The following is an 18,116-nucleotide window of genomic DNA, read 5'->3' on the forward strand; positions in this document are numbered from 1 at the left end:
TCTATGAGTTTAAAATTAGTTGACTATTATTGTAAATACCATAAACTTTTCCTTCTAGTTTTTTTCCTAGAAAGATACTGTTTTTTGAGGTAGAAACAATATTTTGCTCTGAGAAAGTATATGCTCCATCAGGGTTAAAAACAGACAAACTAGCTTTTTCATCTTCTTTTATGGAAGCTAATTCAACATTAAAACGTTTTCTAGGATTGTTAGATAAACAGTTGATGATAGTTTCTAAATCTAATACAGTATTTAGCGCTCCAAAAGCACTTTCTAAACCAATAGTACCGTCTTTTGCGGTAGAAAACTCTACTTTTTTATGTTCAATGTCAATAGGATTATGGTCTGATGTAATTATATCAATAATTCCTTCTTTTAAACCTTGTATTAGAGCTTTTTTATCTTCTTCTGTACGTAGGGGAGGATTTACTTTTTTATTAGCTTCAAAGCCATGTAGTTCGTCATCTGTCAAAACTAAATTATGTACAGCAACACTACACGTTACATCTAAGCCTTTTTCTTTTGCTTCTTTTATAAGTTGAACAGACTTAGCAGTTGAGATAGTAGGAATGTGTAATTTACCTCCTGTATATTCTAACAAAAATAAATCGCGAGAAATTTGAATTTCTTCTGCAAGTGCAGGAATTCCTTTCAATCCTAAAAGCGTACTATTTTTACCTTCGTTAGCAACACCTTCACCAGCAATTAAATTGTTTTTAGGAAAGCTTAGTACCAATCCGTCAAAATTTTGAGCATATAACAATGCTATCTTTAACAAATTATCATTGCTAACGGGTTTGTTATAATCACCAAAAGCAATAGCACCTGATTGTTGCATGTCGTACATTTCAGACATTTCAACACCTTTACTTTGCTGTGTTAAGGCTCCAATAGGATGAATGCTAGTTGCAGCTCCGTTTACTTTATTAATTAAAAACTCTATGGCTGATTTATTATCAACTATAGGGTGAGTGTTTGGATTGATAGCTACATGAGTAAATCCACTTTTAGCCGCTACTTGTACACCATGTTGCAAGGTTTCTCGCTCTTCATAACCCGGTTCTCCAAAAGAAACACTCGTATCAAACCAACCTGGAGATACATGAAGGTTATCAAGCTCTACAACTTGATAATTTTCTTCACTAGCAATGTTGTTGTCAATTTTGGTAATAATACCGTCGGTAATTAAAATATCTTTAGTTTGTTGGTGGTAAGGACTAGAAGCATCTATTATTGTTGCCGATTTAAGCAGCGTTGTCATGGTTTAAAGAATTTTAAAATCAAAATTTCTAAAAGCAAAGATACAATAGCTAAGCCCAAAAACCATTTCCAAAGCCATTGAATTTTGTTTTCATCATTAATATTTTCCAAGGTGTTTTTAACTGAAGTGGATATAGTCATATCATTAGCTTCAGAAAATATTAAAAAATCTAAGGCACTTTCACTTTTGTTATAATTAAAAGCAACATTTCTAAGCACATTATTTCCTTGTTGTATTTGATAAAAGCCGGCAACTAAAGGTTGATCTTTAGTTGTAATACGTGTTTTATTTTGAAAAGTTTGTTGCAAAGGAATAAAAGAACCTTTGCTACAAACAATACTTAAAACTTCATCTTTACCTAGCTGTTTATCAATATCAATAGTATTTTGTTTGTCTATGGTATAATACAATTCAGAAAGTTGTAAACTTTGTTTTCCGATGTTATAAAAAACAGGTACAATTAAAGGAGAGTTGGTAAAATTACTATTGTCTTTTAGTAGAGGAGCTGCTAGCCAATACATAGAAGCATTTGGTAGATTAATCTGTTTAATAAAGCCTTGTTTGTTTTCAAAAGAAATAATGTTACTAGCATTCTTAAATTCAGAATTAAAAGAAGTTTTCACAAACGGATATTGGAAGTTAGCTACCTTCTTTTCGAAAACATTTTTTAAAAGAGGATGATTATAATTAATCGAAGTAACCTTTAAACTATCATTCTTTTTAGAAAGTAATCTTCCTGTATTTAGCTTACTGAAAAAGTTGTTATAAGAAGAAAGTACTGACTCTTTATTGGGAATTATAACAAGATTTCCACCTTTTTTAGTATAATTTTCTAAACTATTCAGAAGTGTTTCAGGAATACTTTCCAACTCATTTAATACAATAAGATGTTGCTTATCTATCAAATTATAGTTGGCATTTTGTAGCGTAGAAGAAGTAAAGTTAAATTCTTCTTTGGTATAAATCCGTTGTAAGAAGTTATTTGATTCTCCAATTGCTAATACATTAATTTTTTCGTTAGCATTAATGGTAAAATAAAACGAATTATCAAACCCATAAGTGTCGTTAAAATTAATAGCAATTCTACCTAAAAACATTGGAGTTTTTACAACAGAAAAAGTAACTTCCGTAGTCTTGTTTTCCTCAATACTAAAGGTTTGTTTATTCAATAACTTGTCATTATTGTAAATGGCAATAGGAATGTCATTTTTAGCATTTCCTTGATTTCTAACAACAATATGTACGTTGAAATTAGAACCTCCATTATCATCTACAAAAACACTATCAATAGAAATGTTGCTTTTTTGTTCAGGTACTAACTTTACAAAAGAAGTATTTTCAGGAGCGTTGTCAATTTCCTCTTTTTTAATGTTTTGAAAATCAGAAATCACAATGTTTTTGGAAGAAGAAGTTATAGACTTATGCTCACTAGTCATTTTTAAAAAAACATCAGCAAGGTCTCTAATTTTAGCAGTATTAGTTGTTTTTAACAGCTCTTCTTTTAGTTCAGAAGCTGTTTTATTTGCGTAAAAATGGTCGTTTGTAAGTAAAGAATACTTAGTTTTTTCTGTTGTGTTTTCAATAATTTCTTGGGTAGCAATTTGTAGTAAATTACCCTTTTCTCCAATAGCGTTAGTACTTAAAGAATTATCAAGATACACAAAGAAGTGTTGCTCTTCATTTGCTTTGTGGTTACTAAAATATGGCTGAGCAAAAGCAAAAATAAGGGCAGTGAGTAGCAGTAAACGAGTAGCTAAAATCAGCCATTTTTTTATACGAGAACTTTTACGTGTTTGTAACACTAACTTTTGTAAAAAAGCTACATTGGTAAACGGAACTTTTACAAATCGCTGTAGTTGGAACAGGTGTACCAAAATAGGAATGAGTAAAAAAGCTAAGAAATATAAAATCTCAGGATGTTTAAACTGCATAATTGTAATTTACTAACTGTAAAAATACCTAAATAGATGGTTTAAAAAAGAATGTAGTTAAAAATCTGTTAGAAGTGTGGTAAGTTTTCGACAAAGGATTAAATTTTCCTATTTTTGAACTATGACTACAAAAGAGAGTGAGTGTAACATTCCGGGAGAAATTAACTATAAAGAACACTGGAATGCAGCCTATGTAAAAAATCCAACTGAAAAACTAGGGTGGTTCGAAGAAAGTTCGAAAGAAACTATTGAATTATTAAAGGAATCTAACGTACCAAAAGACGCTAAAATCTTAAACGTTGGTGTTGGTTCGTCTATGTTAATTGATGAATTAGTGGCCGATGGATATTCAGGCTTAATAGTAAATGATTTATCTGAAAAAGCACTAACCGATGTAAAAAATCGATTAGGAGAAAGTGCATCAAAAGTTAACTTTATAGCCGATAATTTAGTGGCTCCAACCCAACTACAAGATCTTGAAGAAGTTGATGTTTGGAACGATAGAGCAGTACTACATTTTTTTTTAAAAGAAGAAGAACAAAACGCCTATTTTAACCTGTTAAAGAAGCTTGTAAAAGTAAATGGATTCGTAATTATTGCTGTTTTTGCTTTAGACGGAGCAGAAAAATGTTGTGGACTACAATTACAACGTTACAATACGGAAATGCTACAAGAAAAATTAGGAAACGATTTTGTTTTAGTCAATAGTTTTAATCACACATTTGTAAATCCGTACGGAGGAGAACGTCCGTATGTTTACACATTATTTCAAAGAGCCAATAAGTAATGAACATAACCAATATCCCTTATAAAAACACAGGATTCTTTTCTAAAACAATGGAGGACTATTTAAAGGCTGATGAAAAGATTCAACCTTTTTATAACCGTTACCCGAGTTTACGCAACTTTGAAAAACAACTAGAAGAAAAGAAAGAAAACCCTATTTCAAATACTCAAAGAAAAAGATTGGTTGAAGTATTGAGAAAGCAATACAAAGACATTGATTTATCTTTTGAGACACAAAAAAATATAGAAAGTTTACTAAAAGAGAATACGTTTACAATAACAACAGGACACCAGTTGAATTTGTTTACGGGACCTTTATATTTTCTGTATAAAATTATATCAACCATAAACATGTGCGAGCATTTGTCAATGCAATTTCCTAATGAGAATTTTGTGCCTGTATATTGGATGGCAACAGAAGATCACGATTTTGAAGAAATTAACTTCTTTAACTTTAAAGGGAAAAAAGTACAGTGGAACTCTGACCAAAAAGGACCTGTAGGACGTTTTACAACCGAGGGGTTACAAGATGTATTTGAAGTATTTGCTGAACATTTAGGAGGTTCAAAAAATGCTATTCAAATAAAAGAACTTTTTGAAAAAGGATATTTACAGCACAAAACATTAGCAGGTGCAACCAGATATGTAGCCGATAAACTTTTTGGAAAATATGGTTTGGTAATTTTAGATGCTGACGAAAGAGAATTAAAAAGAGCGTTAATACCTTATGTAGAGTACGATTTGTTACACGAAACTTCTTATAATGAAGTATCGAAAACAATTACAGAACTAGAACAATCATATAAAATACAAGTAAATCCACGTGAGATAAACTTATTTTATATTACTGATAGGATTCGTGAACGTATTGTTCTTGAAAACGGAATTTACAAAGTAAATAATACAGATATTTCTTGGACAAAGGATGAAATCTTAGATCATTTACATAGTCAGCCAGAATGTTTTTCGCCAAACGTAATTATGCGTCCACTATACCAAGAGGTAATTTTACCGAACCTATGCTACATAGGTGGAGGAGGAGAGTTAGCGTATTGGTTAGAGCTAAAGGCATATTTTGATAAAGTAAATGTTCCGTTTCCTATTTTGTTATTAAGAAACTCAGCTCAAATACTTTCAGAAAAGCAGTTAGGAAAGTTAGAAAAACTAAACGTTTCAGAAGAAGAACTATTTTTAAAACAAGACGACTTACTAGCAAGAAAAGTGTTGGCTAACGGCGATACTAAGGTAGATTTTACCAAGCAAAAACAGTTTTTACAACAACAATTTGATGATTTACGTAAGCTAGCTAAAAAGACCGATGTTTCTTTTGTAGGAGCTGTTAATGCACAAGAAAGAAAGCAGGTGAAAGGATTAGAAAACCTTGAAAAAAGATGGTTGCGAGCAGAAAAACGACGTCAAAAAGAAATGGTTGAAAGAATTGTAGCTTTGCAAAACGAATTATTACCTAATCAAAGTTTAGAAGAGCGACAACGTAATTTTTCAGAGTTCTATTTAGAGTATGGAGCAGATTTTATTACAATTCTCAAAGAAAATTTACATCCGTTACAACTAGAGTTTACCCTTATTACACTTTAATGAGCACAAAAAAAGGATTACATCCTAAAAATATACACAACCAAGGATACGATTTCAAATTACTAGTAGAAAAGTATCCGAAACTTTCTGAATTTATCATTGAAAAGTTTGAGAAAGAGACTATTGATTTTTCTGATCCAATAGCTGTAAAAGAGTTTAATAAGGCATTATTAGCAGCTCATTATAATATTGAACATTGGAATTTTTCTGATGAGAATTTATGTCCACCAATACCTGGAAGAGTAGATTATATTCATCATTTAGCTGATTTAGTTGCAGGTGAAGAAAACGTAACGGTGTTAGATATTGGTACAGGGGCAAGTTGTATTTATCCTTTGTTGGGAACTGTAGTATACGATTGGAATTTTGCAGCTACTGATATCGATTTAGATTCACTAGATTATGCTCAAGATATTATAGATGATAATGGTTTTACGGATAAGGTTGAGTTAAGACAACAGTTTAAAGAAGAACATATCTTAGAAGGAATTATAGAAGAGGGTGATGCATTTACGGTAACGATGTGTAATCCGCCATTTTATAAATCGGCAGAAGAGGCGAGAGGAGCCAACCGAAGAAAATCGAGAAACTTAGGGAATAATACAGTACGTAATTTTGCAGGGAACTCTAATGAGTTATGGTATATAGGCGGAGAAAAAGCTTTTTTACATACCTATTTATATGAGAGTTCTAAATTTCCAAAAGTAAGTAAATGGTTTACGAGTTTAGTTTCAAAAAAAGAAAACGTAGAAAGTTTACAAAACTCAGGAAAAAAGTTAGGAGTTAAAGAATTCAAAGTAATTCCTATGTACCAAGGAAACAAGGTAACACGTATTGTGTGTTGGAGGTTTATATAGTGAGTAATTGTTTATTATTAGTTTAAAGTGATTTTATTAAAAATTAGGAGGTATTTTACCATCTTGATAATCTTTTCATAATTGCTTAATAAAATAGGAAACCGTTATTTTGAAGTGATGAAAAAAGGAGGAATTAACGAAGTTGAGTCTCACGAGGAGAGTTCCTCTTACTTTTCAATAATCAACTTATCCCAAGTATCTTTCCATCCTTTGTTTGTAACCCTATTACGATACGTTATCAAATCAAAATTAGGAGTAGGTCGTACAACAAGGTTGAATACATCATTTAAACCATACGGAGCAATATATTCAATTTGATTATCAGAGTTTAACTGAATAGCAATCGAAGTAGCTGTTTCAGGCCAGTAAGAAATGGCTTCGAGACAATTTTTATAAGATGAATGACCATTTCGAACATGCATTCTAGCTTGATTTTTTACCGACCAGTTAACAGAAGAGTTAATAGCTTTGAGCTGTTCTTCAAGAGCTAATTCACGAGTCTTAGTAATGTCGCTTTTATCAAAGTAAATAACATCAACATCGTTTAAAGAAGTTCTTTTATTATTGTGTTTATAGTCCCAAATTTTGTTTCTAACAAAACCGGCACCAATCCAACAATCAGGAAGATGTAGGTTACGAACGATTTCAAGAATACGTAGCATCCAAGCGTCATTTTCAATAATGCTTATGAATTGAGGGGTAAAATCTGTTTTCATAGATTTATTTGTATTCAGGAATATCCCTTAAAAACACATAAGTTTCGTTCTCTTTATCAAGCATACAAAAAAAATGTTGCAGTCCGTTGGTTACGATGAGGTAATCAGCATCGAGTTTTAAGTTATAACGTGCAATTTGATCAAATGTATCTTGGGTAATTTTTATATGTGGCGCTTTACATTCCACAATAATATTCGGATGACCGTCTGAAGCAAAAACCACAATATCGGTACGTTTTTTAAGGTTGTTGATAACCAATTGTTTTTCAATAGCGATCAATGAAACAGGGTAGTTTCTCTCTTGAATCAACCATTGAACAAAATGCTGACGCACCCATTCCTCTGGAGTTAATACCATGTATTTTTTTCTCAAATTATCAAAAATAAGCGTCTTATTTTCGTTACTTTTGAGCTTGAATGTATAGCTAGGAAGGTTGAGCTTTTGCATAAACCAAAAGTAAGAAAATTATAAGTTATTTCTAACGGAAAAAAAGGAGAAGCCGTCATTTCGACCAGAGGGAGAAATCTCATTCAGCGGAGTAACTCCCATGTTTAAGATTTCTCAGTCGTAACCTCTTTCGAAATGACATTATAGTAATCGTCATTGCGAGTGAAAGCGAAGCAATCTGTTAATGGAAAAAAGATAACCACGTCGTTATCACTTCTCGCTATGACGTTTCAGTTATCGTCATTGCGAACGATAGTGAAGCAATCTTTTTCTCGAAGAAACGAAGCCACTCTTAGCTACAACATTTAAAATAACAACATCAAAAGAAGGCAGAAGAAAGACACATGAACGAAATTAAATCTATCATATCCGATATAAAAGGAGGCAACATCAAACCCATTTATTTTTTAATGGGTGAAGAACCGTATTACATCGATAAAATTTCAGATTATATTGAAGACAATGTGTTAGATGAATCTGAAAAAGGATTCAATCAAGTAGTTATGTACGGTCGTGATGTGTCGATAGAGGAAATTGTGTCGTCGGCAAAGCGTTTTCCGATGATGGCAGAAAGGCAGGTGATTATTGTTAAAGAAGCGCAAGATTTAAGCCGTACGATTGATAAAATAGAATCGTATGCTACCAATCCGCAACCGAGTACCGTATTGGTGTTTAACTACAAATACAAAAAGCTCGATAAACGTAAAAAGGCGTACAAAGCCATAGCTAAAAGTGGACTCATTTACGAGAGTAAAAAACTATACGAAAATCAAGTAGCCGATTGGATTCGTCAGGTGTTGGGAGGAAAAAAGTTTAACATCGAACCGAAAGCTTCGCAAATGTTGGTGGAGTTTTTAGGAACTGACCTAAGCAAGATTAGCAACGAATTAGATAAACTAACTTCAGTGTTGCCTGCGGAAACCATTATTACCGATAAGCATATTGAGGAAAACATAGGGATTTCTAAAGACTTTAACAATTTTGAGTTGCGTAAAGCAGTAGGACAGCGAGATGTGGTAAAAGCGAACAGAATCATCAATTATTTTGCACAGAACCCAAAGAACAATCCGTTGGTAATGACCATTTCTTTACTAAATAGCTTCTTTACACAGTTATTAATGTACCACGGATTAAAAGACAAATCGAAGGCTTCGGTTGCTAAAAACTTGGGAGTAAACCCATATTTTGTGGATGACTATGTAAACGCTGCCCGTAACTACCCGATGCGAAAAGTATCACAAATTATTGCCTTATTACGTGATGCCGATGTAAAAAGTAAAGGAGTAGGAGCCAACCAAACTCATGCTGATATTTTAAAAGAATTACTGTTTAAGATTTTGCATTAACACTACTGTGGGCATCTCTTATTTCTTTAAGAAGAAAAAAACTACAAGTAAAAATATCGTAAAACTATTTTTTACAAACAAAATTCTAATGAAGAGGCAATTTAAACTTACACACACTCTCACTTTTCATAAGTAAACGTAACTGCTCGAATAAAAGAGCAAAAAAACACGTACTACTTAGTGACTTTTTAAGTACATAAAATAGTGAGCAAAGGTACAAGCTGCGTACAAATAAAATTGGTTCTTGTTAAAAGACAGTGTTTTACAGTAAAAAACTTAAAAATCAATATATTAAATGTGTGATTTTGAAGATGTTTTATATCTTTAACTCAAAAAATTGTACCACCCTAAAAATACGTCTATGAACATAAAAGCAAAGCTTTTTATATGTGGTGAGGAACGAGAATTGCTTACTACTAACTTAAATTATAACAGACTTACTGATTGGAATGGTAAACCTACTTCAGCCTTATTAGGAGGAACTATTTCAGTAACTTTTGAATCTGAAATGTACGATGATACTTTTGTTGATTGGATTAAATCAGATAGAAGAGGCAATAAAAAAATACGTCATCCTTTTAATCTTTATCAGTTAAGAGACGGTAAAATAGTTTTTTACAAAGACGAGTTTGATGGAGTAGAGCTATTTCAATACAACTTTCAAGATGGCGTACTTGTAAATTATTACGAAACTTTTGATAACCAAAAAGGTATGCAGGTTACGTTAACCATATCGCCTGCGATGCAAGACTATCGTTTTTTTAATAATAGTACCGACTGGCGTAGAAAAAGCACTACTCGTTATATAAAGCCTTGGCAAGAAAGTTTTATACCGCCTATAGAAGATACACCTTATAAAGCGAAAGAAACTAATAAATCAGAAAAAAAACCTCAAATAATTAGTGGATGGTGGACTAAAAATAAAATTGACAGATTAAACCTAAAAAAAGCTAATCTTGGTAATACAGTTTATTTTCACATAGAAACTAAGAATATTAATGACGGTGAAGAAATAGATTGTAAGCTGTATGATTTAGATAAATTTTTATGGGACTATTTATATCCTGATGACGATAAATTCAACAAAAAAGAAGTTCATAAAAAAGCTATCGTAAGAAATAATAAGGCGACTATTGAACTTTTTCTTAACCAAAAATGGGAACAAAATCTTGTAGAAGATAGAGCTTACGATATTGAACTTTATTGGAAGGTTAGCTATAAAGAAACAATCAAAAACTTACCTAACAGGGAGAAGCTTTATCTTAATGTAACTTTTAGCGATCGAACACTGTTTTTTAAACCTTCTATTGCAGGAGGTAAATTACCACAACTTATCGCTAACGATGGAAGCCCTTTGTTTTTAGCTGAACTTAAAGAAGCTACAATTGATGAAGTTGAGGACATTGCTAAGTCAAGGATTAAAGATAAAGTTAAAAAGAAAGCTGAAGAACTTGTAAATAGTGCTGTAGTAGGTTATAATAATGCTATTGAAAGTAAAGTAACTACCATTGCATTGGCGAAATTAGCCAAAGGTACTATGGTAGATACAAATGGTAAAATACATACCAAGTCTAGAAAAATTTACCAATACACTGAAGAAGTATTTAACAAAGAGGTAATTGTAAAAAGAGGTAGACGTTTTGATAACGGTGTTGTAAAATCAGCAGCTAATCAAGCACATTATTTTGCAACTAATGGTACTAATGTAGAAATACTAAATACATTACGTATAAGACCACTAATGAATGCAGAAGACGCATCTGAAGCATTTAGTAAAATATTTAGTTTGGTTGATTTCTCTATGATGAGTTTAGAAGAAATAACGGATACACCTTTAAATGTACCTGATTTTTTGTTAAAACGTTTTTTACCCAAAACACCCATTGTAGGTATTAGTTTATGGCTTGAGTTTTTAGGATATGTAGCTTTAGTTGAACATGAAAAGCAAGAAGCTATGGTTGACCAAATAATGCAAGAAAAACTTGAAAGAGCAAAAACTAAGGGATTAGATGCTTTAAGAACATTTTTACATGTTTATGAAACAGATTATAATTTGATTCCTATTTCAAGTAAAACTCTTTCAGCATTGTTATTAGGAGAATTTAAAACTTTTGACGAACTTTTAGATTATGATGCAAATACTAGAGGTGCTAAAAAAATAGAGCTTTTAATTAAAGAAGTAAAAAAAGACTACCTAAAAGAAAATCCTAGAGTTATCGAATCAATTTTATTTCAAAAATAAATCAAAATGAAAATATACTTATATATACTGTTATTAGCATGTACCTCTTGTAAAACTGTCAGTAAAATAGAAGTAGATAATTACCCTTCTAATAAACATAAAGTTGTCGTTTGGTATGATAAAGAACAGAAAGATATTTGGGCTATTAGCTTTCCTTTTGTTTTAACTATAAATAATAAATCGGCTAATCAAAAGGAAGAGCTTACTTTTCATCAATATATCTATAAAAAACCTAGTGAAGGTGCTTTCGCATTTTTGTATAAGGAGAATGATAATAACGATTTAATAAAACTGAGTAGCACGCTCAAAAAAGAGATATTTCCAAAACAAAAAAAAGAGTATGTCGTTTACTCAAAACATCTTATTAATAACTTGACGGATTCTAATAAAATTCTTTCAACCTTTAAAAACAAACATTTAAATACTGACTCAGTACATTTGAGTAGTTTTAAAAACTTCAAAAATAAACTACCTAAATTGACACAAAAATTATTATCAAATGATAGTATTTTTTTAAAGTTTACAAATTTTGATAAAAAAAACTCTCCTCCTAAAAGAATTAAAGTACCTATTAAACTTTAAATGTACCTGATTTTTTGTTAAAACGTTTTTTACCCAAAACACCCATTGTAGGTATTAGTTTATGGCTTGAGTTTTTAGGATATGTAGCTTTGGTTGAACATGAAAAGCAAGAAGCTATGGTTGACTAAATAATGCAAGAAAAACTTGAAAGAGCAAAAATAAAAGGATTAGATGCTGTTCAAACTTTTGTTCATATTTACGGAAAAGAGACAGAGTATGATTTAATAGCTGTTTCAAATAAAACTTTATCAGCATTGTTATTAGGAAAATTTAGAACCTTAAAAAAATTAAACGATTATGAAAGTGAACAAAAGTTTAGTACAAAAAATGTACAAATATTGTATAGAGCTGTTTATGGAGAAGAAAAAGGAAGATTTGATTACGTTATCGAGTCTATATTTATTGATAAATAGAAGGAAATATGTCTTTGTTACTTTAATGTTTATTGCTTGTTCAAGTAATAAAAAAGTTTCAAGCTTTAAACCTTCAAGTCCAGTTATTGTGATGATGAGTAAACCTCATAAAAAAGTTTATAGAATAGACATTCCTTTTGGTATTAAAATAAAAAACAGTTCATCTTCAAAACTATCTTTTGTTACCATGAATTATAATTACTTCCTTAATAAAAAGGGTATTGGAGAAGATTTATTTATCTATAATGATGCTGAAGAATTAGTTGAAATAGAAAACAATCAAATAAAGAGCATATCACCTTTTTTAACTAATAAATATATAATCTATTCACGATATCAAATAGACTCATCTGAGGTCACTCAAAAAGAGTTAAAACCCTACGTACTAAAAATGTTGAAAAACAACTTAGATACCTTCCGTATAAAATCAGTTTTAGAGTTTAAGAAAAAACATGCAGCATTATTTTAAAAGTTAACAAAAGGAGATAGTATTTCAATTCAGTTTTTAGATAATGGAAAGTTAGGCGAGTATGTTACTGTTCCTGCAAAATGGTAACAGAGTTTTTTAAGCTTCAACAATGAGGATAAAAAAAATCCAGTACAAGTAAAAACAATTGTTGAATCTATTTTTATTGAATACATTGTGAAATATAAGTTATATATAACGCTAATTCTATTTGTTATTTCTTCTTGCAGTATGCAAAGAAATATTGAAGTAAAGAGTATTACTTCAAAAAGCAATGAAATAATCGGTTGGTATAATCCTAAAAGTAAAAAAATAGACGCGATAAGTTTACCTTTTAATCTATATATTGAGAGTAGCCAACAAGAACTTTTACATACTTACCAATACAAATACAGAAATCCTAAAAAAGGCGCTTCTGTGGAAATTTATTATATAAACAAAGAAAAAAGATAGAAGTATTAAAAGATTATGAAGAAAGGTCATTTAGCTCTAATAAAAGAAAAAAGTTCTTATTATACACCAGACATATGATTTATGATACTGAGCTGTCGAATAAATTATCGTCAAAATATATTAAAGGTAGAGAAACAAAAGACTCTATTACACTAGGGGCTTTTGAAGATTTTTATAAAAATTACCCAACTTTAACAAAAGACTTAATAAAAGAAGATACTCTATATTTAAGGTTTAAACTTCTTCCACTTAGAGGGAAAGATAAAAAAATAAAAAGAATTAAAGTACCTATTAAGGTTAACTAATCAATGAAGTTAATTATCTACTTGTTAATTCACAGTACTCTTAAAAAGTTTATTAACAAAGTAAGTAATCGTTTTTCTATGTATGAGTTTTAAAATCAATAATAACTTAATTTACATGAAAAGGTTGTAAAAATTAAAACATCAAAGAACCCCATTAATAATGCAGTTTAGCTTAGTAACATTTATAAGAAAAATAGTTGAAGGTATTTACCTTACATCTTCACATAAGAGTCCCGATAACTATAATAATGCAACCAGATATAACAACAGATCAAGCAAGTCGCTCTTTAAAGATTACTTACACATAAAAGTATCTACAGAAGATGTTAGAATTGAAGGATTCTATTACGACGAAACCATATCTATTGATATATACGGAAAAGAATGTAGAGAAAATCCAGACGATTACTTTGATGAAAAGAGTAGTTTTTTAGACGAATTATTTATAAGGTCGCCTGAATATTATAAAAACAAACACGACAGGTTTGAAACTCGTAAAAGGTTTAGGTCGCAAATAACAATTTCTTTAAAAGACAGAAATATAAAACTGCAAACATCAGTTTTTATGAATGAAGTTGAAGTTAGAATGAAGCTTTACGAACAAAACGTTATTAATATATATTATAAAAAAAGGGAAATGGAAGATATGTATTTGAGTAAAGATGGAAGGAACATTCTTAAAAAAGAATTTGAAGAATACTTTATAGACTTAAAGTTTTTGAACCAAAGAAAAGTTGATTTTAGAAGATTAAAAGTTTTATAACATCAAAAAAATAGGAGTAATCTCATATTTTGTAGACGACTACGTAATTAGTTTAATAATACATATTTCTTCTACAAATTTAATCTGTTTGTACTACATTAACAGCAACTAAATCATTATTAAAATTTCCTCATAAAACAAAGGTTTTCCAGAGTATTGCCTAAAATTAAAATATTGGATTTTACCTTCTCCAACCGAACTGACCTTTTTTAATACACCGTTAAGTTCAACGTTCCATTCATCTTTTTCAAAGTAATAATCTCTAACTTTAATTTTATCGTTTGATTATAATTAAAGACTAAAGGGAGATGTTTTTTGTCAAAAAAATACGTTAATACTTCGTTAGTATTCTATTACCTTTTTTATCATAAAGTGTTTTTTTTATGATGCTCCCTTCTTGGTTGTATTCAATTTTTGACTTCAATTTTTCATTCTTATAATAAGTTTGCCAAACCCCAACTTTTGTAAAATAATCAGTACCTAAATAGCTGCCAGTTTCCATAATATTTCCATTAGGGTAAAAACTAGTATGTGTACCTATCTTATTTCCTTTTTCATTAAATTCCTTTTCTTGATATATAGTTCCGTTATTATAGTATATAATTAATTTGCCAACAAAATCACCTACATCATTATATTTAGCATCAAGTCGTAACTGACTATTTTTGTAGTATTCAGTGTTCTTTTGAATTATGCCTTTTTCAGTATATTCTTCTTTTGATTTAATTTGGCCATTGCTCCAATAATTTATCCAATTTCCAACGGGCTTATTTTCTTTGTAAACCCCAGTAGATTGTAACTGCCCGTTTTTATAGTAACTCTCGTAGTTTCCATCCATTTCGTAAAACCCCTTACCAGAGTAGCTACATGTAGTTTGAACTTGTCCGTTTTTATAATAAAGAACAAAAGTACCTTTAGGGTTTCCATTTTTATCAAAATTAATCATAGAATTTATAGAGCCGTCTTTCCTATAATATGTCCAGTTACCATACGCTATCCCTTCACTATTTTTAAAACCTTCAGATTTTTTACTTCCATTGTCATAATAATCAATGTAATTTTGAGCACTTATAGAATTTATTGATATTAAAAAAAGTACTAAAAAAAAGCTTATATATTTTTTCTTGAGTTTCATTATTTAATTGATTATAATGGTTTTGTTTGTTTTGATGCTATTAAATTTAGCAAATGCACACAAAATTAAAAAACTGAAAGGATTTTAAGAAATAAGATAAAACAAGCAATTATTTATATTTGTTACACAGGTAGATATTCTATTTAAAACTCAAATACAAGAATAATATTATTGATACAGACTGAAATGATTCTTTGCTAACAGGAGATATATTTATTACGGTTTTTTCATTTTTAAAAGTTTCCTTACTCTTTAGAATTTTCAGTTACTCTTCATTTCCAGTAGTTTGCTGATCTCTATTTGTTTGTAACATGTTTTAAGCAAGTAAAAACCGAATAGAAAATCCGCGAGGTTTTTTGTATGTAAGTGAGGTCTAGTAATGAATTATAAAAATTTTTGTAAAACGTTCTTTATTCTTCATCAATTTCCGACATTCGTTCGTTTATAAACTCAAAAAAATCAATTTCTCCCGATATTTCCCAAACTTCATGATCCCAATCAACTGTTGAGTTTCCAATGTTTTTATAAAAGCATTGTGTATTACCAGCCCCATCAGGGAAAAATTCAAGTAAATCGTTAAATGAATAGCCATCTGGCTTTACATTTTGTTCTTTGCAAATTGGATTCATCATTTCTTCCATAACTTTAATATCCTCATTTGCCATTATATAATTAGCTTCGTAGATTTCTCCAAATCCATTATGAATTTTATAAAAAGCTTTTAAGTTATTCGGAATATTCCAATTATATGTTTTTAGGTTTTTATTCGGTTCAGCATTTAAAAGAGGTTCACCTCCAGTATATACTCCGTAGTAATCTCTATCATCATAAAGTTTCATGCCAAGTGTTTTCTTTTTTTTCTGCAAAAATGAATTTACACCTCTCTTTTAAAGAAGAAATCAAATTTGGTACTTTCTTGGAAATTGGTTTAAAGTTTTCAGTAATGAATTCCGTATTCGTTTTGTCGTTTAAATTTGACCAAGGGCAGTCTTTTGGTAATTTTCCAAGCTTGTGAAAGTTTGAGCTGTTTTTTGATTCAAATACAAGTTTAATACCATTAAAACCATATTTATTTATGATTTCGTTTTCTAAATTAGTCGTTCGTATGAATTCTAAATTAAATTCTTTTTCAGAATCTCTTTTTAGTTCGTTTCTATATATATCTTTTAATTCTGAAGTCAAATTTTTATAGGTTTTCTTTTTATTATTCTGACTATTCGCTCCCAAAAAAGACAATATTCCCATTATTAAAATTATATGTTTCAATGTTTCTCTCAAATGTTATACAGTGTTAGCCAAAGTTTTATTTTATTTTCTCGGTTGTAGAATCGGTTACATTTGAATTTTGAAAATCAAAAAATGCTTTAAAGCTTTTAGAAAATCCGAAATGATAAATAGCAATTGAATAAACGAAGGTCATCACAATCAATGGGATTTTATTAATAAATGGCCTATCTATTGTAAATAGAGTAGGTAATATAATTAATAATCCCAAGGAAAATAAAATCACTGAAATAACTATAGCCCATTTTTTTCCTTTATAAACCAGAATTAAAAGTACGATTGTTAATGAAAATCTTATTAATTGTTGGATAAGTTTTTTTGACTCAATTTCTGGTCTTACAGAGTGATAAAAATATATTGTGTGAATTGAAACTAATAAAATACTTATTGAAATTAGTATCGTTCTTTTTTTTCCAATTTTAGTCGATTCGTTCATTTTTTGGTTTAATTGTGGCTTTCAATTTTTTATCCCGACAAAAGCATGTGATATTATAAAGCTTAGCAATTTTTATATGGCTAAATTACGAATGTTTTATAAACTATTAAAGGAATAGATTTCAGTGTAGAAAAATAAGTTATTAGTTGCTTATAGCTATTATTGTGTGCAGTGTTTTATTCAGATTCTTTAACATATTCAACCTCTTTGTCTTCTGTAACGAGTATCATTCTATTTGAGTTCAAATATTTTAATTCAGAAGTCCAGATACTGTATAAGCTTGTAAATTTTAATTTAAACCCTTGGTCATATTTGATGATATCAACAAAAGGATGATCATCAATTATTAAATATTCGTTTTCATTTTCGGTTCGTTCCATTTCGGTTAGGTTTCCCTGTCCTTTTTCAAACCAGTAATGATAAATGGTTTTTGAGTCAGAATTTTTTATTTTCCATTTTCCGCTCAAATAAGATTTCACTTCTTTTTTCGATTCACAGCATTTTAAGTGTTGTCCGAGTATAGTTAGAGGTAAAAAGATTAGTATTAAAATTAGTGTTTTTTTCATTTTAAGTGTTTCGTAAGTAAGCAAGAACTAGCAGTAAATTATACATGTTATTAGTAATAGTTTATCCGTGATAATAGTCCCAAGATTCCATTGTTATAAATTTGTCTTTTAACATAACAATACAAACTCCGTGTTCCTCATCCCAATTACATTCTCCTTTATACATAACAAAGGAGGAACCATTTTCGTGGTTATCTGAAATTATTATATTTTGTATTGATATAGCTTTTTTAAAATCACTTGTGTTTTTTATTTCAGGTAAGAATCCTATAAACTTTTCAAATCTCTTTAAGTAAATGGAGTTGTATGAGTTTACAGCTCCTCTGATTAAAGAATTAATTATCCTTTCTTCGTTTTCTAAGAGAAATTCATAAGCAATTAATTGTTCTTTAGTGGGTTCTTCGCCAAATCCAAAAAAATCAATACATATAGAGTCTTTAGGTTGATGGTTTTTTTCAAATTGATTGAGAGACTTTAAGGAAACCAATGAATAATATTCATCCTCTTCTTCTGAGTATTCTATTTTCATA

The 18,116-nt window shown here is 29.9% G+C and carries 20 protein-coding genes; 10 read left to right on the top strand and 10 right to left on the bottom strand.

Features of this window, described 5'->3' with window-relative positions; translation table 11 throughout:
* Position 1 precedes the first annotated feature (1 nt).
* Both MHM83_RS15115 and MHM83_RS15120 read right to left on the bottom strand, forming a co-directional pair.
* Positions 2–1,261 carry a dihydroorotase gene (locus tag MHM83_RS15115; protein ID WP_239180662.1) on the bottom strand — a complete coding sequence of 420 codons (1,260 nt, stop codon included), beginning with the start codon at positions 1,259–1,261 and terminating at the stop codon, positions 2–4.
* Positions 1,258–3,192, bottom strand: coding sequence for a BatA domain-containing protein (locus MHM83_RS15120; RefSeq protein ID WP_239180664.1), 1,935 nt, complete (start codon positions 3,190–3,192; stop codon positions 1,258–1,260). Before MHM83_RS15120 ends, MHM83_RS15115 begins: the two co-directional genes overlap by 4 nt.
* Positions 3,193–3,313: 121 nt before the next feature.
* Here MHM83_RS15120 and MHM83_RS15125 point away from each other — a divergent pair, with 121 nt between their 5' ends.
* From MHM83_RS15125 to rlmF, 3 genes are read left to right on the top strand one after another with little or no spacing between them, the layout of a single operon-like run.
* The gene (locus MHM83_RS15125) at positions 3,314–3,979 is read left to right on the top strand and encodes a methyltransferase domain-containing protein (RefSeq protein WP_239180666.1); all 666 of its coding nucleotides are present in this window, start codon (positions 3,314–3,316) and stop codon (positions 3,977–3,979) included.
* Complete coding sequence (bshC, locus tag MHM83_RS15130; protein ID WP_073181176.1) at positions 3,979–5,574, top strand: bacillithiol biosynthesis cysteine-adding enzyme BshC; 1,596 nt, start codon at positions 3,979–3,981, stop codon at positions 5,572–5,574. The genes MHM83_RS15125 and bshC overlap by 1 nt, the downstream gene beginning before the upstream one ends.
* Positions 5,574–6,431, top strand: a complete 858-nt coding sequence (gene rlmF / locus MHM83_RS15135) for a 23S rRNA (adenine(1618)-N(6))-methyltransferase RlmF (protein WP_239180668.1) — start codon at positions 5,574–5,576, stop codon at positions 6,429–6,431. Before bshC ends, rlmF begins: the two co-directional genes overlap by 1 nt.
* Before the next feature lie 167 nt (positions 6,432–6,598).
* Here the strand turns inward: rlmF and MHM83_RS15140 are convergent, their stop codons facing one another.
* Together MHM83_RS15140 and MHM83_RS15145 are read right to left on the bottom strand one after the other, a co-directional pair.
* Positions 6,599–7,147, bottom strand: a complete 549-nt coding sequence (locus tag MHM83_RS15140) for a nucleotidyltransferase family protein (RefSeq protein WP_239180670.1) — start codon at positions 7,145–7,147, stop codon at positions 6,599–6,601.
* A gap of 4 nt (positions 7,148–7,151) precedes the next feature.
* Positions 7,152–7,595: a type I restriction enzyme HsdR N-terminal domain-containing protein gene (locus tag MHM83_RS15145; RefSeq protein WP_047789206.1), complete on the bottom strand. Its 444-nt coding sequence runs from the start codon at positions 7,593–7,595 to the stop codon at positions 7,152–7,154.
* Positions 7,596–7,939: 344 nt separating this feature from the next.
* Between MHM83_RS15145 and holA the strand changes: the two genes are divergently transcribed.
* The 7 genes from holA to MHM83_RS15180 all read left to right on the top strand — a co-directional run bounded on the left by holA (position 7,940) and on the right by MHM83_RS15180 (position 14,165).
* Entirely contained in the window at positions 7,940–8,941 is a 1,002-nt protein-coding gene (gene holA, locus MHM83_RS15150; RefSeq protein ID WP_239180672.1) for a DNA polymerase III subunit delta, read from the top strand.
* A 361-nt stretch (positions 8,942–9,302) separates the two neighbouring features.
* Positions 9,303–11,183: a type VI secretion system tube protein TssD gene (gene tssD / locus MHM83_RS15155; protein WP_239180674.1), complete on the top strand. Its 1,881-nt coding sequence runs from the start codon at positions 9,303–9,305 to the stop codon at positions 11,181–11,183.
* A 6-nt stretch (positions 11,184–11,189) separates the two neighbouring features.
* Positions 11,190–11,765 carry a hypothetical protein gene (locus MHM83_RS15160; RefSeq protein ID WP_239180676.1) on the top strand — a complete coding sequence of 192 codons (576 nt, stop codon included), beginning with the start codon at positions 11,190–11,192 and terminating at the stop codon, positions 11,763–11,765.
* A gap of 131 nt (positions 11,766–11,896) precedes the next feature.
* Positions 11,897–12,178, top strand: a complete 282-nt coding sequence (locus MHM83_RS15165) for a hypothetical protein (RefSeq protein WP_239180678.1) — start codon at positions 11,897–11,899, stop codon at positions 12,176–12,178.
* Positions 12,120–12,647 carry a hypothetical protein gene (locus MHM83_RS15170; protein ID WP_239180680.1) on the top strand — a complete coding sequence of 176 codons (528 nt, stop codon included), beginning with the start codon at positions 12,120–12,122 and terminating at the stop codon, positions 12,645–12,647. The genes MHM83_RS15165 and MHM83_RS15170 overlap by 59 nt, the downstream gene beginning before the upstream one ends.
* 524 nt (positions 12,648–13,171) lie before the next feature.
* Entirely contained in the window at positions 13,172–13,402 is a 231-nt protein-coding gene (locus MHM83_RS15175) for a hypothetical protein (RefSeq protein ID WP_239180682.1), read from the top strand.
* Positions 13,403–13,562: 160 nt separating this feature from the next.
* Positions 13,563–14,165 carry a hypothetical protein gene (locus tag MHM83_RS15180; protein ID WP_239180684.1) on the top strand — a complete coding sequence of 201 codons (603 nt, stop codon included), beginning with the start codon at positions 13,563–13,565 and terminating at the stop codon, positions 14,163–14,165.
* 331 nt (positions 14,166–14,496) lie between these two features.
* Here MHM83_RS15180 and MHM83_RS15185 read toward each other — a convergent pair whose 3' ends face one another.
* The 6 genes from MHM83_RS15185 to MHM83_RS15210 form a co-directional block, all read right to left on the bottom strand.
* Complete coding sequence (locus MHM83_RS15185) at positions 14,497–15,300, bottom strand: toxin-antitoxin system YwqK family antitoxin (protein WP_239180686.1); 804 nt, start codon at positions 15,298–15,300, stop codon at positions 14,497–14,499.
* Positions 15,301–15,710: 410 nt separating this feature from the next.
* Positions 15,711–16,139, bottom strand: a complete 429-nt coding sequence (locus MHM83_RS15190; protein WP_239180688.1) for an SMI1/KNR4 family protein — start codon at positions 16,137–16,139, stop codon at positions 15,711–15,713.
* Positions 16,126–16,545: a hypothetical protein gene (locus tag MHM83_RS15195; RefSeq protein ID WP_239180690.1), complete on the bottom strand. Its 420-nt coding sequence runs from the start codon at positions 16,543–16,545 to the stop codon at positions 16,126–16,128. Before MHM83_RS15195 ends, MHM83_RS15190 begins: the two co-directional genes overlap by 14 nt.
* A 58-nt stretch (positions 16,546–16,603) precedes the next feature.
* Positions 16,604–17,020 (bottom strand): hypothetical protein, encoded by a 417-nt coding sequence (locus MHM83_RS15200; protein ID WP_239180692.1) that lies wholly within the window; start codon positions 17,018–17,020, stop codon positions 16,604–16,606.
* A 176-nt stretch (positions 17,021–17,196) separates the two neighbouring features.
* A complete protein-coding gene (locus MHM83_RS15205; protein WP_239180694.1) occupies positions 17,197–17,499 on the bottom strand; it encodes a hypothetical protein in 303 nt (100 codons plus the stop codon).
* A 148-nt stretch (positions 17,500–17,647) separates the two neighbouring features.
* Positions 17,648–18,115: a DUF6985 domain-containing protein gene (locus MHM83_RS15210; RefSeq protein ID WP_239180696.1), complete on the bottom strand. Its 468-nt coding sequence runs from the start codon at positions 18,113–18,115 to the stop codon at positions 17,648–17,650.
* Position 18,116 lies beyond the last annotated feature (1 nt).

This window comes from Tenacibaculum sp. Mcav3-52 (assembly GCF_022347665.1).
GTDB classification, from domain to species: Bacteria; Bacteroidota; Bacteroidia; order Flavobacteriales; family Flavobacteriaceae; genus Polaribacter; species Polaribacter mesophilus.